This window comes from Altibacter sp. HG106 (assembly GCF_028561755.1).
In the GTDB taxonomy this organism is placed as follows: Bacteria; Bacteroidota; Bacteroidia; order Flavobacteriales; family Flavobacteriaceae; genus DFVG01.
In genome coordinates, this window is record NZ_JAQQTD010000012.1 from 1 (window position 1) to 15,013 (window position 15,013).

Below are 15,013 nucleotides of genomic sequence, written 5' to 3' on the forward strand. Positions count from 1 at the left end.
TATTATAAAAGTTGACAACAGAAATGCTAATCTAGTATTCTTCATGTAGTTTTATGTAATATTACTGCCAACGGTCCTGGCTATCCCTCTGGCGGCGTTTGGGTGGCAGCTTCGGAAGCTTGCTTGCGAAGCAAGCGGCAGCAACTTGGTTGCGTGCGAATCAGCTGGCGTTGGGGCCGCCGGAGTTCGGCCTATTCCGTTTGTTTTATTTGTTTAAATGTAAGACTTTTCATTGGTTTAACCATCAGCCGCCGCTGGGGGATAGCCGTTGTTGTGTGATGGTGCAATCAAAAAGCTTTGTAGTCAAATTCATATTCAAGAGAATCTTTGTTTTTTTCATACCATTCTTTCCAATATTTCAGATCTTCATTGTTAAAACCCATAGTTCCATAGTGGGTTTTGTCACCACTTCCTTCATAACCTGAAATCATGACCAAAAAGTTAATTGAATTTAAAACTTCACCACTCATTACTTCCAAATCACTTTTTTTAAATTCGTCTAATACTTTCAAAGCATCCGAATAAACATCCTTGGTTAATTTAGTTTTGAGATTGGTTGTTTCATCAATTTCTAATGTGATTGGTTGTGATTCGGATGTTTTTTTTGATTCAGAGTTATGTTGACAAGAAACTATTAGTATAATCAATACCACAGGTATTATTGAAAAATTTAAATATGTTCTTGTGAAGTCCACGATTATTTAATTTTTTTAGCACTTGCACCCAACGGTCCAGGCTATCATGTCGGCGGGAGGCTTAGGCGGCTCAATCGGCAGAACCAAAACGCGGAGCGTTTGTGGGAAGCAGCGTTAGCTGCGTGCGATTCAGCTAGACCTGGGAGCCGCCGAATATGTTCAAAATATTCCGATGACCTTTTTGTTTGTTTTAAAGATAGTGTTTTCTGTTTAATCAAATGACCCGATGCATGATAGCCGTTGTTAGGCAACGTTATTAAATCAGCTGTAGATAAATCGAAAAGATGAATATAGATAGAATTAAAAAACTCCAAGCTAATGAGATTCCAATTTTCAACTTTCTCTTTAACAATTTAAATCCGACTAGCATTCCAATTACTCCTAATCCAATATGCAAAATTAAGACACCATTTTGAAAATAGAATAGTTGCAATTGATCGGTAAAATAGCGCAAATAAATATGACTTACTCCAAATAAGATGTAGAGTAAGCTCAAGAGGATTATTGAAACCCAGATGATTGATTTCCAAGTGATTGCTTGTTTCAATTTTAATGTTGCCTAACGGTCCGGGCTATCATACGGCGGGAGCTTAGGCGGCTGAATGGCAGAACCAAAACGCGAAGCGTTTGTGGGAAGCAGCGTTAGCTGCGTGCGATTCAGCAGCGCTTTGGGAGCCGCCGAATATGTTCATAATATTCCGATGACCTTTTTAGTTTGTTTTAAAGATAGTGTTTTCGGTTAAGAAAATGACCCGATGCATGATAGCCATTGTTAGGGTGCGTATGATCTTTTATATTTTATTTCATCCAATTCGAATTCTATAAGCCCATTTTGTTTTGACCAAATTATGTAATTCAAATGACTTGGCTCTTTCTGGTTATAAATTGTGTCAGAAAGTTTAGCCAAATTCTTGTCAGTGTAACTTCTATAAAAGTCAAACAAATTAATTGTTAATTCATCCGAGTCCGTGTCGAAACGATATGTCATTGTAAAACTCGAAACATTCTCTTTCTGATTTGATTTATTATGTTTTTCGATTTTGGACTTCAAGGTCCATACTTCGTAAGGTTGAACTCGACCAAAAGTTTTCGGTCCGCAAATTTTTTCTTTTTCAATTGGAGCGAAAATGATCAAAATAGAATTATCCGATGTTGAATCAAAATTGATAGAATCTGAGGTTTGGTATTTTAAAAATTCAGATTCAAACATTTGGTTTGGATTTTTCATTTCATCACAGCAAGAACTGAGTAAGATGCTAAGTATTAAAATGGTTATTATCCGGTTCACAAATATGCACCCTAACGGTCTAGTGTATGAGCAGTAGCGGATTAAAAACCAATAACTTTTCAGTTAAACACTTACCTTTATTAAAATTCATTTCCTTTCAATTTAGCACCATACCCGCTATCGCTTATACACAATGTTGTATGCCGTTTTTTATTTTCATTTCTTCCTTTGTGCGTTGGCTTTGCTCTTTGCCACCGCAGGAACGAGGAGGGCAATGTGCAAAGGGGTTGGGCTAATTTTATTTAATCAATTAAGCTAATCCAAAAGTGGAATAGACTAATAAAGTCTTCTTGTCCTTTAGCTTCTGATCTGAAATTTTTTGAGACAAATTTGTTTATACCATCCAGTTTGGAGGCTTGTTCAATTAATTTATCATCCTCTTTCCAAAGGTCAGGAGTAGAAGACATAAGTTCACCAATCCAATTATTGATTTTTAAGTACCAATGATTTGCATCTTCTTCTTGGATATAGCCAATGATAGCTGCATATTTTAAGTTTTTGCCGTGAATTCCACTTTTGAATCTTTCGATTCCGCCACTTGGTCTGTCTTGGCCAATTACATATTCTTTTTCGCGGTTTTGTCCTGGGGTTGGAAGCCTTTTGGCTTCTATTGAGAAGAAAGAATCAAACTCTCCATAACTTCTATCTCCGATTACAAGTTTCTCGTTATCTGATAGAGTTCCAATGTCGGTTTGAGGACTTATGCCCGAAGCAGGATTTTCAACATTTTCATGATGAAAGTAAAACGGATAACTTCCAGCATTTCGATTGAAGTATTTGCAAAGTTTATCAGTCAATGACTTTTCACTAGCAGTAATTTCTCCCTTTACCTTTTCTCGAAACTGTGTAAAGTGAATTTCTATAAATTCAACAACCGAAGTAATTGACGAATCTAATTCAATTCCATGTGTTAGCTGACCGCTACTTGTATTTCTGGAGGCATCTGCTAACATTAGAACCCTTGTTTTCTTAAATCTGAAAAAGTTTCATCTGCATCTCGAAGAGCAATAGATTTTAACCAGTAACGGAGCTTTTTCGGTTTGATTAGGTAAATGACATTTCCTTCATATAATCTTACAATTCGAGTTAATCTTAAGCTAAGTCCTGAATTCTTTTGAACGAGTTTTTCTAAGTGCTTTTCGGCTTGTTCGGAATCGGTAAAATCAATATCAGGTTTCTCTCCAAAATAGAAAGGAAAACAGATATAAGAATCGGTTTCAAAAGGGCGAAAAGGTGTTATTGATTTGTAAATTGACCGTAAAACATTACAATATGTATCTCCAAAATCTGAAAGATGCTGGATAGATGCATCCTGTATAGCAATTCTCGATTTTTCTCCGTTGCGTCTGAATTCAATGAGGTATTCAACAAAGTCTTTAACGACAGTTTTTTCCGAATCGTTTAATTCAATTTCCTTATGATCTTCAGGGAAGGGAAGGTTCTTAATGTCGGTAGCCAACAAGGATGAAGATTTATTTACCATAAACCTTCCGCTAATGCCAGCTAAATAATAGGGGAATAATTGATTGTTCGAAAATCGATTTTTAACTTCAAGTAGTGCTTCTTCTGAGTGGCCATGAATACCATAAATTGAATTTTTAAAAACCAAATCATCATTTCGATATGTGACAGGAATGGAAAAAGAAGAACTTTCTATTATTTCTTTAATTAATAAATGTGGGGCATCATATATTTTAGGGTCTCCCTTACTATGAAAATATTGTAAATTCAGTGACTCTTCAATTTGGGATTCATCTACACCCAAGGAACTAAAGGCTTCAACAGGTAGATGTTTTTTTCCAGTTAAAAAAGGAGCTTCTAATTTACTTAATTCCTTTTGATATGATTCTTCTGAATCATATGAATTGAATCTTTCCGATTTTAGTTTATCCAACTTTTTTATATCGGATTTTATAGCAGCAGTGAAACCTTCTGAATATGCCCATCCATTTTCATCTTTTTGTTTAATCAGAAAATCTTCGAAAGTTGATAATTTAGAAAGTCTTTGAATTATTTGATGATGTCTGTGACCTCCTAAAAAGTTTGATTTCCAGATTAAGGAATCGCTATAAGCCAAATTAAATGGCACATGATGAAAATCATAAGTATCGAGTTCAAAGTATAATTTCTCCTTGTGAGGCTTTGTTCTTCTCACTGTTACGTGAAGTAACCCATTCTCTTTAGAGCTTTCATTTTTAATGAAAATAGCCGCAGTTGCTACATCTCCATTTTTACCAAAAAGAACCCTACTGATATGGGTAAAATCTATTATTTGTGGAATGTTGTACTTTTTCAGCAGTACTTGTCTAAATTGGAAAGAAGAATTGTTGTAGAGCAAAGGCCCAGAAGGTTGAATAAGGCAAACAAGTCCTTTCTCTTTACAAAGTTCCACAGACTGCTCAAGAAAAAGTAAAGCTATTTGATTATCAGGAAGTTTTACAGGTAGTTCCTCTGTCTTATTGTCATCTAACAGAACAGAGATTTTTCGTTCTCTGCTTTTGATTGTTTCGATCCTTTTAGCTGCTTCCGTCAATTTTGCTTCAAACGGAGGATTTCCAATAATTAAGTCAAATTGCTTTTGTAGTTTCTTGTCAGAAACAATATTAAAGAAGTCATCATGAAGGATGTTCTCTTTGTGAAGGTCATCAAATCGAAGGTCTTTCCAAATTTGCAATGGAGTGAGTTCATCACACAAAGCCAGACTTAAACTGAAAATGGTAAGATCGGCAGCTTCTTTTTTCAGTTCAACACCATAAATATTTTCACGGAGTAATTTTTTTAAAGTTTCTAAATCCGGATTAGTCCAATTATTCTTTTTCCGCCATCTGTAAATTAATCTTCGATATGCTCCTACAAGAAAAACTCCCGATCCGCATGCGGGATCAAGTATTTTAAAGTCCGTTTCTTCATTACTTAATGGCATGGCTTCATCAAGTAAGAAATTAACTAGATAGGGTGGAGTGTAAACAACTCCTGGTTGCTTACCTAAAAATTCTTCATAGATGTTGCTGATGAGTTCAACGGGCAAATCGTTGAATGAATAAAGTCTCCAAAATACAAATTGAATACCTTCTGTTTCACCATCCAAAAATTGACCAAACCTTGATAAGTCAGTATTTGCTATAAATTTTCGTTCATCATCTTCAAGCTGAAAAATACCTCCATTAAAATGATCTGCGAGATAATTGAGCAATTCTAAATATGCCCCTGTCTGGTTTAAAACATCTGTGAATTTTGTAGCATTTTGAGAGAAGCGGGAAAAGAAGTTTTCAGGAAATACTTTGTTTCCTTTTTCATCTTCACGTTCCTCCAAGTACTTTATAAGAATAGAAACCACCATTATTTTACGAGCAAAATTTGCGGGCAAAATATCTTGGGTAATTATATCTTTTAAAGCCTGTTTGAGTTCAGTTAGTAGTTTTTCATAAGCACTATTACTAAACTTAAATTGATTGCTGTATTTTGAGTTTTCCCAAAAAGTTCCATTATCAAAAGATCTTCCAGAAAACGCTTTGAATTCTTCTTGGTTTTGAGAATCAAGTTCTTCGGATAAATCAGATGCAATTTTTATAGTTGTGAGAGGGGTATATTTTAAATTTTTACCTCTCGCTGGTCGTTCGAAACAATTGAATATTCGAACATCTTTTTTGGTGAAAACAAAAAACATTGGAACCTGACCGGAACTATACAGTTGTTTATGTAAGTTCGTTAGTTCATCCTCTTTGATTCCTAATTTATCAGTAAAGTCATATAGATAAACTTGTGCTACGGATGGACGATTTTCGAATTTTCGGAAGTAAACATAATGAGCACCATATTTATCGGCATTTTCTAATTCGATAAATTCTTCGGGCGGTAAATTCCTATTGGAATTAATATCTTTAACAGGAACTAATCCAGAAGCGTACTCGGAAGTTCCAAGCATTTCTAATTGTTCTAAGCTATATTTTAATTCCTGATTCATTTATTAATGGTAAAAATCTAATTCCTGATAGTAATCTATTTACGTTTTGCTGTCAGTTGATATTAGCAATAACCGAACATCTATTTCAAGTACTTTGGCTATTTGAAACAAAGTCTCAATTCTTGGTTGCATATCATTTCGACACCATTTAGAAATTGTAGTTCTATTCATTTCTAGCTGATCTGCTAACCAATTGTTTGTTTTTCCCTTTTCAGCCAAAACCGCTTTTATACGGTTGTAAACTTGTTTTTCCATAATGCAATTAATGCTTACAGAACAAATATAAGCAGAGTGAATAAACTTTTTCAGCATAATATTGTGCTTTATTGTATTCATTTGAATATTATTATTATCTTTGTTATGCTTCTAAAGCATATAAATAACCTATTAAAGTTTTTTTTGAACACTTAAAGCTTGAATTATGAGCAGAAGATATACAAAAGCAGATCTTGAAGAAATCGTTTCCGTTCAACTGGAGAACCTCAATGCCATGCGTGACCTCCTAAGTTTCATGAAGCATCAAAATGAATTATTGAATAGTGCCAACAAGAAATTGAGAGATGAGATCACAGATTTTAAGCAAAAGTTATATCCCACTCGTAAAAGAAATTCCTAAGTCCGAAAGAAGACGGACAAGCTCTTTGTGCCAATCCCGAAGGGTTGGTACAATGTGCTTGTTTGTGCGTTGGATTTTTAATGGCATACAACGGTCCGGGCTATCATACGGCGGGAGCTTAGGCGGTTGAATCGGCAGAACCAAAACGCGGAGCGTTTGTGGGAAGCGGTGATAACCGCGTGCGATTCAGCTGAGCTTGGTAGCCGCCGAATATGTTCATAATATTCCGATGACCTTTTTAGTTTGTTTTAAAGATAGTGTTTTCGGTTAAGAAAATGACCCGATGCATGATAGCCGTTGTTATGCGCTGTTGTTTTCCAAGTAATTTTTAGCATCTCTCATGTTTAGTTCTATTTCATAATACGCTGATCCTCCATTTCGATCAGAATTGAAAACAGGTTCTTCCATATTACCTAAAGAAATCAGAAGTTGATAAACAGCTTGATCTTCATTCTTTTCGAATTCAATTTTCAGCCACTTTTTGAATTTAGGAATCAATCCTCTGTTATATCTTTTCCCTAATGCCCAATAAGCACTAATTCTGTCGGTAGAATTATCATATAAACCTCGTTCAATGCCATCAATTACATTTTCCTCTAATATTTCGGCTTCTACATGTGAAATTTTAGAATTTGAAATTATCCTCTTTTCATATTCATCGTGCTGATAACCATTTTCTCTTTCGAAAATGTATGCTATTTCTTCAAGTTGATCGTTAGTAAATCTCATTATCTCAATAGCGCGTAACGGTTTGCGTATATGGTTTGTGGCGGGCAAAAATGCGTTAATTTTTCAATTAAAGTTTTACGTTTCTAAAAATACAAAAACTTTGAATTTTGCACTAATTCCGCCATAAACTATATACGCTGTTGTAGCCAGGATTTATTTCACTATGTTGTTCTTAGCATTTTCAGTTCATTTTCATCCGAATTTTTTAATATTTTATTATTATCCACTCTAGAGGCAAGCCCAAGTAATGATCAACAATTCGAATTCAATAGTTTATTTATTTCGTATCACTTGTATCGATAAGAGATAAAAGGTCTTTTTGATGTTTTACTTTATTTCATATTGTACAGTATAATACCCATCGTTGTCATTTACAAATCGGTCGTTTACCCGAAGGTAAAGTCTTCCTTTTGAGTTTGCTGTGAATGTACCACCTTTACCGACCAAAAACCAATCACCATCCTCACCTATTTTTCCTATCAGACTGCCGTGTGGAAACCGCTTATCAATGTTGTAAATTTTTAATGCATTGATTCCCTCAGGACCACTATTACCTAAAAAATTGCCTACTTTCATCTTACCTGACGCCTTCAAAGTGTATGACTGTCCATTGTTTAAGAAAAGATTTGTAAGTGTTGAAAACGGTATAATTTTGTATGTTGTTGCCCCAATCAATTCAGCTTCTATTTGGACTTCAGTTGCATAATTTGACTTTGCCTCTACGCTAAGAGAATTACCAACTGTATAATATTTATATAAGGTTCTTCCACTGTTTACAAAGTAATTGGATTTGGCTTCATTGGTATTTGGCGTTTTAAAGGCTTCAAGTCTATTTCTATAATTCGCTCTAATATCTTTATCATAAAACGATTTTATTTCTTCTGATGCATCGCTAATACGAAGACTGACAGAGCCACTGCTTTTTTCAAAATTGCCATTAAAATGCATATAATGGCCAAAACTATTTTTAAAAATCATTTTGTTGGACATCTTACCGCTACCCAATCGCTCAAAACCCATTTCTCCGGTTTTATTGATAAAATTAGAGGCTTCACTATCTGAATACTTTTTGCTTGGATTTATCATCACTAAATAAGCTTGAAGCACATAATGTAAATCTTCATAACTTGGAAGACTATTGGCATACTTAAGATTGAGCTTTTGCCTCAATACTTTTACCTCGTTTTGAAGTTTTGCAACTTCATTAGCCCTAATATTAGCTTGCTCAATAAACAAAATTTGCTTTTCGGCAGCTTTCGACCGTTTTTCCTGAGCTATAAGATTTTGTGTGTTGATAATTGATATTCGTTTATTTTTAACCTTATCAGATAAATCTAAATATGTAGCACTATTTTCGTCTAAGTCAGATAGAATGAGGTTAGCCAGTTGGTCTAATTCGTCCTGTGATCCGATACTCTCAATACCATCACTTAGATAAGAAATCATATTAGAAACAATCTCAGTCTTCCGTTCTTGAAAAAGTTCAAATGTTTTTTTTACGCTTTCCATATGTAAAACTCGGTCATAGTCTTTTTTGAAATCAGCAATAAGCCTATTGATAATCCGAACATTGGCATCTGTGGATTTGGCTGCCAAAAGCTTCATTTCTTCCTTAGGCATCAAATAATCGACTACTTCTACTACCTTGGATTCAACCTTACTATTGACTTGGGTTTTCATAGATTCTGAAGCCTTCAAATACAACTCATTGTTTGAGGCTTTAAAATTCAGCAGTGTTTCTAACGAACTTTTTGAATTGACTAAATCCTGAGCTTCTTTAGCTTTTTGAGATAGCATCTTATCTGCAGCGAGACTTTCATACTTGTTTACTGTATTTGAAGCTATTTCTATTTCCGAAGGGAACAAAACAGCATATTTTGAATTAAGTTCTGACTTTAACTTTTGAATTGAATTATAATCAAATTTGCCATTAGAAAGCAAACCTAATTCTTGAGATAATGCATCGCGAAGTTGATTTCTGGCATCTATTTTTTTGCTAAAGGCATCAGTTCTAAAATCTAACTGATAATTATAAATTATATTGTTGAATACCCAAGCCCTGTGAGGATTGGTTTGATAACCATTTTTTATATAACAGGATTGTATTTTACGCCAGTCTTTGGAGCGCGCCTTTTCTGATAAACTTGAAAACGACTTGCCCCTAAATGGAACGAAATATTTATCCGAATACAGATTCAGGGCTAAATTATCTATGATATTCTTCGAAAGGTATGAGTTGGTTTTTAGATTAGGGTACTCATTTTTGATAATATCCATCCAATCTGAGACTTCTTTGCAATTTTGAGCCCATGCACTACTAAACGATAATAGTATTAGGATATAAAGATATGATGTTGAGTGTTTAAGGATCATTTTTCAAAAGGTTCACCTGTTGGTTATTTCAATTTCAAGAATTTAAAGTTAAGTTAAAAAAATTACTGTATTGAATACTAGATATCATTAAAATCATCAGTGGTAATTTGAAACACTTCAACAATATCCGAGTTTTCCACGTTAAAACCAAAAAAACCAGAAATGAATTGCGCCACTTTATCAATAACGGTTATCCTTAAAAGCCAAGAACTGCCATCTGTATCAAAACTTACATTAGTGTCAACAACCTCCAGTTTCAATTTAAAACTAAAGCGTGGGCTTGGCTCTTAATTCAGTTTTTCATTCACCGCAATTTTTTTCAGTCAGTTTAATTTTAGTTTTTCAGCTTTTTAAAATTTTAAAAAATTGATGGTATCTCTAATGTTCAATTTTTGTATTAATCTTGGCTACAACGGCCCCGGCTATCATGTCGGCGGGAGCTTAGGCGGCTGAATGGCAGAACCAAAACGCGGAGCGTTTGTGGGAAGCGGTGTTAACCGCGTGCGATTCAGCATAGCTTGGTAGCCGCCGAATATGTTCAAAATATTCCGATGACCTTTTTGTTTGTTTTAAAGATAGTGTTTTCGGTTAAGAAAATGACCAGATGCATGATAGCCGTTGTTAGCAAATGTTTAGTGTAATTCTTAATTCAAGTCATCAGGTTAGTTTTCCGATTGTCTCGAATATTCATAAATGGTCAATTTCAACTCTTCAAAATTTCTGTATTGATAAGCGTTAAGTGATAAATATTCTCCGTTTTCAAAAAGGACATCTAGCTTTTGGTAACCATCTTTTTTGCCCGAAAATTGATGATTTGAAATTCTTTCGCTTTTAAACCTAGAAATATTATTGTATTTGAGGAATTCCGTTTTATTATTTAATAAATACTTGATTGAAATGCCATCCTTACTTACAGTTATTTTTTTTAAATCATGGATTGTGAAAAATCGAATATAATAAATTAAGCCTATCAGAATAAATAGGGTAACCCAAAAGTAGAAAGATTTATAAAACAGGATTCCGTTTTTTGTTGATAGGTAAATCAGTCCAATAATTATTGAAATTACCAAGAGGTAGCTAAAGAGCAGGATTATTAAGTATCGATACCTAAAGTAAGATTTAATTCCCAATTTGACTATCTAAATATTTGCTAACGGCCCCGTATATGGCACGTAGCGTGGTTGTAAGTTCCGGATTATTCAGTTTAGTTTGGGGTTTGTTTTGTAGGAATTCAAATTCATTTAAGCAACGAGCCCAGCTATGGGCTATATACATTGTTGGCAAACGTATTTAATAGTTAAATAATCCAGCTTCCATTTGAACAGAAGGTCTTGCTTCAATATATCGAATAATATTTTCTTTAAATAAATCTAAAATAATTTTGTCACAACCTATAACTTCAAAAATTTTTTTATTACCAGACCAAGAAGCTGGCATATTTCCTAGCAATGTGAATTTTCTTTTTTCAAAACTTTCTCTGTAATGATCTAATAATTCAGGTTCCATATAAATATCTACTATCTTAGAGTCAGTTTTTTTATCATATACGTCTGCAAAACTCATATTCCCAAGATAAAGGGTATAACTATAACCTGTATCACCGGGATAAAGAATACTGACTTTATCAGCATTATTTGATAAATAACCTCTGCAATATTCTGAAACATAATTAACATAAACCATCAATAAATGATTTATTGCCGTAGTAGGATAATGTTGTAAAAAATCACCGTTGTAAATGTTCCTTAAATATTGAGAATCAGGATCGTTTTTATTCCAAAATTCTGAAGAGAGATATTTATATTTAGTATTTGAATAAAAAACTTTTAGTTTCTTCTCTTTATCTGACGAGTGCTTGTCTCTAATTTCTTCTAATTTTGAGTAGAATCTTGAACCAGTTCTATATTGATCAAATTGGCTAGGAAGGTACCTACCTTTAGCCGTTTTGTCAAATTTAGTAATTGCCTCATATAATGATTTAGAATTTCTATCAATAGGTATTAAATGGATACTTTTTTTACTTTGGGTCCAAAAATTTTTAAATAGATTGTCATATTTTGCTAACCTTTCATCTCCTCTAGATTCTAAAGTAAATGCAAGTAAAACTTTATTGCCTAAAAACGGATAATTTTTAGTTTGATTCTCTACTACATATTTGAATTGAATTGAATTAGTCCTTGGATTACGATTAGTAATCTTCGGTATTATATCGTTTTCTAGATTTTGAATAAAGTTGACAGTCGGTTCATAGAAAAAATCAAAATTTGTTTTTAAGTCCGCAAAATCTTCTTCATCTCTAATGCTTTTTACAACGAAAATTTCAGCTTTCTCCGCATCCCAATTATGGGGTATGTAAAAATATTTTGCATTTTCGGTATAATGCAGTAATTGGATATCATAACTTTTATTATTAAACGGAAAAACATTGGTTTCAAAATAATCTCTATTTAGATTATATTTTTTAAACTTTTCCAAAAAAGCACTTAGTTCGTTAGCCGCTATATTTGTTAATTGTTTTTCATTTTCCTTAATACCATTGTCGGTCTCATAAACTTGAAATGAATCATATTTTTTGTTTAAATCTGTTCTTATAATTTTTAATTTATGAGTGATTTGTTGAGAGTTCGAATCTTTGAAATAAATTGTTTTATTTTTAGGGAAGTGCATTATGAAAGGATCTAATGGCTTTCGGGGTTGATAGCGCATTAAATGAGGAATCAATTTTGTTAATATTTCAACTTTTGTTTTCGATAGATCATTATTAATAATTTTGTATTCTGCATTTAAAATACTATCATTATGTAATTGTTGAAAATTAGAGAAGTTTAGCCAAAGCGAGATTCCACTTTTATAGTCTTTATTTGTATTAGGTTCTAAACTGCCTAAAACTATTTCTTTCTTATCATAACTATAATTAAACTCATCGAAAAGACTTTTATAGAAATCATTTAAAAAGTTTGAATATCTGATATCATTACTATTTGTTTTTGTATATATGCCATCTAAATAGTTCCCATATGATCTGAATTTATCGTGGTGGCTTACATTATATGATTTTCCAGTACTAATTATTTTGAATTCGTCAAAAAGAAAGTTAGTGTCAGAACCTCCTAAATTTTTTATTTTTCGAATTCGATAATAATCATTTGCTTTTTTATAAATTTCAATTACAGAATATTGTCGTTTTGGTATTCCTTTGGATTTTTTCCCTTCGAACTGTTCAACCAAACAAAGTAATTTAGAATTATTAGCTTTTTTTCCATATTCATATAGATAGATGTTTGTTAATTTAGTTTTACGACCTTTTTCAACATTTGCTGAGTATATACCGTTAAATTCAGAATCTGCAAGATTATAATTTTCTTGCGCAGAAAAACCAATAGCTATTAATAAGCTAGTAATTAGAAGAATTATTTTTTTCATACTTTTTTAATATGTTTGCCAACGGTCCGGGCTATCATACGGCGGGAGGCTTAGGCGGCTGAATGGCAGAAACGGTTTTGCGGAGCAAAAGCCGGAAGCGGTATTAACCGCGTGCGATTCAGCTAGACCTGGGAGCCGCCGAATGTGTTCAAGATATTCCGATGACCTTTTTAGTTTTTTTTAAAGATAGTGTTTTTCATTTAAGAGAATGACCCGATGCATGATAGCCGTTGTTGTACACAGTACTTTTATTTCCATTTTTCTATTAATTCAAGCACTCCGTTTTTAATTCCAGCATAAAAGTTTCCATTTTTAAATTCAGGTATGATAGTTTGGTCAATTACTTTTTTACAAATTTGGTCAGTTAAAATGAGTTCCGTTTCAAAACCAGTTGCAATTCCAATTTTTTGACAAGGTTTACAAAGCAGAATTATTAGTCCATTATCCTTTTCCGCTGTACCAACTCCCCAATATTTACCTAAATCCGCCGCCATTTTTTGTGCATCAGAATATGGATTTATACTATCAATAGTTACAACAACTATTTGTCTTGTTGTTTCAATATTGTAATCATAAATAATGTCCGACAATTCTGACCTTTGTGAAGGGCTGAATATGCTGTCATAATCATTTACTATAATACCTTTAAGTTTTGTATCTCTAAACTTTTCAATTGTTGAGAAATCGAATTCAGTAGTAGTTTTTTCTATTTTGTTTTCCTGTGCTGAACCTTTGCAGGAAAGCAGGTTTAAAGTCAGAAAAAGGATTAATATTTTACTTCCGATTTTCATTTTGGTATTGTGTACAACGGCCCGGGCTATCATGGCGGCGGGAGGCTTAGGCGGCTGAATGGCAGAACCAAAACGCGGAGCGTTTGTGGGAAGCGGTGTTAACCGCGTGCGATTCAGCAAGACCTTGGAAGCCGCCGAATATGTTCAAGATATTCCGATGACCTTTTTAGTTTGTTTTAAAGATAGTGTTTTCGGTTAAGAAAATGACCCGATGCATGATAGCCATTGTTGTAAAACGTTTTCTTTAATCAAATAATCCTCGAGAAGTGAGAACCCCATTTTTCTTTTGGGCAAACAGTTCCTTTATACTTTCTCCCTTCAATCCTTTCCACATCCCATTTTTATCCCTTACAATTGGATCGAATTGATATTTTTGATGATAATAGTTGCCTTTTTCCTTATTTAAAGAAATGTATAAAATCACGTTGTCATAATTTTCAAAACCTGGCCTTCCATAATGATCATAGGCCTTAAATTGGACAGTGTTACTTCTGATTTCATTGTATATGTTTTTTAAAACTTTGTATTTACAGATAAAACCATTATCCATTACATAGCTTTCAAAGCGTAAGGTATCCTTAGTTATGGAATCGACTTCGATTCTAGTGTTTATAGGATCATTTGGGTCAAATTCTGTTACAGATATTTTCTCTCCAATAAACGCGTAAAGATTTACAGATTTGTTTACTTGTATGTAGTTCGACTCTTCCTTTAAAGTAATCGATTTACAACTTATTAATAACAGCAGTAAGATGAAGTATAAATTTCTCATAGTTAAATGTAAATCAATCAAATGATTAATCTGAGTACAAATACGTAATCTTAACTTGCGGCTTAGTCAAGTGGCCTTTGTAGCTAGGGAAATGTTTTACAACGGTCCGGGCTATCATGCGGCGGGAGGCTTAGGCGGCTGAATGGCAGAACCAAAACGCGGAGCGTTTGTGGGAAGCGGTGTCAACCGCGTGCGATTCAGCAGCGCTTTGTGAGCCGCCGAATATGTTCAAAATATTCCGATGACCTTTTTGTTTGTTTTAAAGATAGTGTTTTCGGTTTAGAAAATGACCCGATGCATGATAGCCGTTGTTGTAAGTAGTTTATGTCTTTTTTATTAATACTCTTATTAGAAAGAAAATA

The 15,013-nt window shown here is 33.6% G+C and carries 12 protein-coding genes; 2 read left to right on the forward strand and 10 right to left on the reverse strand.

Translation table 11 applies throughout. The annotated features are described in order from the left end of the window. Positions 1 to 287 precede the first annotated feature (287 nt). From PO830_RS14500 to PO830_RS14520, 5 genes are all read right to left on the reverse strand, one after another. Entirely contained in the window at positions 288 to 695 is a 408-nt protein-coding gene (locus PO830_RS14500; RefSeq protein ID WP_272854298.1) for a hypothetical protein, read from the reverse strand. Positions 696 to 1,467: 772 nt separating this feature from the next. After that, entirely contained in the window at positions 1,468 to 1,905 is a 438-nt protein-coding gene (locus tag PO830_RS14505; RefSeq protein ID WP_272854299.1) for a hypothetical protein, read from the reverse strand. Between the two features lie 320 nt (positions 1,906 to 2,225). Next, positions 2,226 to 2,936: a hypothetical protein gene (locus PO830_RS14510; RefSeq protein ID WP_272854300.1), complete on the reverse strand. Its 711-nt coding sequence runs from the start codon at positions 2,934 to 2,936 to the stop codon at positions 2,226 to 2,228. Continuing rightward, positions 2,936 to 5,947 carry an HsdM family class I SAM-dependent methyltransferase gene (locus tag PO830_RS14515; RefSeq protein ID WP_272854301.1) on the reverse strand — a complete coding sequence of 1,004 codons (3,012 nt, stop codon included), beginning with the start codon at positions 5,945 to 5,947 and terminating at the stop codon, positions 2,936 to 2,938. The genes PO830_RS14510 and PO830_RS14515 overlap by 1 nt, the downstream gene beginning before the upstream one ends. A 39-nt stretch (positions 5,948 to 5,986) precedes the next feature. Beyond that, positions 5,987 to 6,283 (reverse strand): helix-turn-helix transcriptional regulator, encoded by a 297-nt coding sequence (locus PO830_RS14520; protein WP_336375876.1) that lies wholly within the window; start codon positions 6,281 to 6,283, stop codon positions 5,987 to 5,989. An 85-nt stretch (positions 6,284 to 6,368) separates the two neighbouring features. On the opposite strand from PO830_RS14520, the gene PO830_RS14525 reads away from it, so the two are divergent. Next, the gene (locus PO830_RS14525) at positions 6,369 to 6,563 is read left to right on the forward strand and encodes a hypothetical protein (protein WP_272854302.1); all 195 of its coding nucleotides are present in this window, start codon (positions 6,369 to 6,371) and stop codon (positions 6,561 to 6,563) included. A 300-nt stretch (positions 6,564 to 6,863) separates the two neighbouring features. Here the strand turns inward: PO830_RS14525 and PO830_RS14530 are convergent, their stop codons facing one another. From PO830_RS14530 to PO830_RS14545, 4 genes are all read right to left on the reverse strand, one after another. Further along, entirely contained in the window at positions 6,864 to 7,340 is a 477-nt protein-coding gene (locus tag PO830_RS14530; protein ID WP_272854303.1) for a hypothetical protein, read from the reverse strand. 279 nt (positions 7,341 to 7,619) lie between these two features. Beyond that, positions 7,620 to 9,569 (reverse strand): hypothetical protein, encoded by a 1,950-nt coding sequence (locus PO830_RS14535; RefSeq protein WP_272854304.1) that lies wholly within the window; start codon positions 9,567 to 9,569, stop codon positions 7,620 to 7,622. Positions 9,570 to 10,955: 1,386 nt separating this feature from the next. Next, positions 10,956 to 13,088, reverse strand: a complete 2,133-nt coding sequence (locus PO830_RS14540; RefSeq protein ID WP_272854305.1) for a hypothetical protein — start codon at positions 13,086 to 13,088, stop codon at positions 10,956 to 10,958. 248 nt (positions 13,089 to 13,336) lie between these two features. Then, positions 13,337 to 13,879 carry a TPM domain-containing protein gene (locus PO830_RS14545; RefSeq protein WP_272854306.1) on the reverse strand — a complete coding sequence of 181 codons (543 nt, stop codon included), beginning with the start codon at positions 13,877 to 13,879 and terminating at the stop codon, positions 13,337 to 13,339. Between the two features lie 58 nt (positions 13,880 to 13,937). On the opposite strand from PO830_RS14545, the gene PO830_RS14550 reads away from it, so the two are divergent. Further along, positions 13,938 to 14,078, forward strand: coding sequence for a hypothetical protein (locus PO830_RS14550; protein ID WP_272854307.1), 141 nt, complete (start codon positions 13,938 to 13,940; stop codon positions 14,076 to 14,078). A gap of 45 nt (positions 14,079 to 14,123) precedes the next feature. Here the strand turns inward: PO830_RS14550 and PO830_RS14555 are convergent, their stop codons facing one another. Then, a complete protein-coding gene (locus tag PO830_RS14555; RefSeq protein WP_272854308.1) occupies positions 14,124 to 14,651 on the reverse strand; it encodes a hypothetical protein in 528 nt (175 codons plus the stop codon). Positions 14,652 to 15,013: the final 362 nt, after the last annotated feature.

What these genes read in the sequence shown, in the direction of transcription:
- PO830_RS14505 (WP_272854299.1), bottom strand. Translation starts at nt 1,905, where the DNA reads ATGTTTGAATCTGAATTTTTAAAATACCAAACCTCAGATTCTATCAAT.
- PO830_RS14510 (WP_272854300.1), bottom strand. Translation starts at nt 2,936, where the DNA reads ATGTTAGCAGATGCCTCCAGAAATACAAGTAGCGGTCAGCTAACACAT.
- PO830_RS14515 (WP_272854301.1), bottom strand. Translation starts at nt 5,947, where the DNA reads ATGAATCAGGAATTAAAATATAGCTTAGAACAATTAGAAATGCTTGGA.
- PO830_RS14520 (WP_336375876.1), bottom strand. Translation starts at nt 6,283, where the DNA reads ATGAATACAATAAAGCACAATATTATGCTGAAAAAGTTTATTCACTCT.
- PO830_RS14525 (WP_272854302.1), top strand. Translation starts at nt 6,369, where the DNA reads ATGAGCAGAAGATATACAAAAGCAGATCTTGAAGAAATCGTTTCCGTT.
- PO830_RS14535 (WP_272854304.1), bottom strand. Translation starts at nt 9,569, where the DNA reads ATGGATATTATCAAAAATGAGTACCCTAATCTAAAAACCAACTCATAC.
- PO830_RS14540 (WP_272854305.1), bottom strand. Translation starts at nt 13,088, where the DNA reads ATGAAAAAAATAATTCTTCTAATTACTAGCTTATTAATAGCTATTGGT.
- PO830_RS14545 (WP_272854306.1), bottom strand. Translation starts at nt 13,879, where the DNA reads ATGAAAATCGGAAGTAAAATATTAATCCTTTTTCTGACTTTAAACCTG.
- PO830_RS14550 (WP_272854307.1), top strand. Translation starts at nt 13,938, where the DNA reads ATGGCAGAACCAAAACGCGGAGCGTTTGTGGGAAGCGGTGTTAACCGC.
- PO830_RS14555 (WP_272854308.1), bottom strand. Translation starts at nt 14,651, where the DNA reads ATGAGAAATTTATACTTCATCTTACTGCTGTTATTAATAAGTTGTAAA.